Source organism: Flavitalea flava (genome assembly GCF_054461575.1).
Genome location: NZ_JBTLQH010000137.1, coordinates 1 through 658, shown reverse-complemented (window position 1 = coordinate 658; position 658 = coordinate 1). Strand labels below are relative to the sequence as shown.

The window sequence follows — 658 nt, the reverse complement described above, 5'->3', positions numbered from 1 at the left end:
GTATCCCATACAGCGCACGGTTACGCGACAGATAACCATACACCTCCGGAACCGGCTCGAAGGAATAGATCCGCAGGGCAGGGGCCAGTACATGCAGAAAAACCGTGAAAAAACCAATGTTCGCTCCCACATCCAGCACGCAGCCCTCCTGGCCCAGCCCAATACCGTGTTTCAGGTAACACAGCTCCGCAAAGATCTCCTGGTATAAAAATCGTACTTCGTTCTGATTTGCGCCCAGTATCGGTAACCCGTTTGCCAGCGTATACAGCTCTGCCGCCCGTACTTCCCGGCTCTGCAACAAACCCTGATAACGGGCCAGCAGCGGATAACGCCGCGCGTCCACCTCCACATAGGCCGTCAACTCCTGCTCAGCCCCTGCCCCATGCTGCACCGCCAGCACCTTGACCGCTCCCACACCCTCCAGTCCGCTCAGACAGCTTTCGATCTCCCCCGGTTCGATCCGGTAACCGCGGATCTTCACCTGCTCATCCCGGCGACCCAGGTACTCGATATGACCATCCGGCTGCCAGCGGCACCAATCACCCGTCCGGTACAACCGGCCCGAACCGCCCCTCCCATCTGCCGGACCGAACGGATCGGTCACAAACCGATCTGCCGTTAGCTCCGCCTCATTCAGATATCCCCGTGCCAGACCCGG

General features: G+C 59.7%; 1 pseudogene. It reads right to left on the bottom strand.

What is annotated here, in order from left to right:
• Positions 1-658 (bottom strand): annotated as a pseudogene (locus ACX0G9_RS31710) (hypothetical protein); the annotation flags it as partial.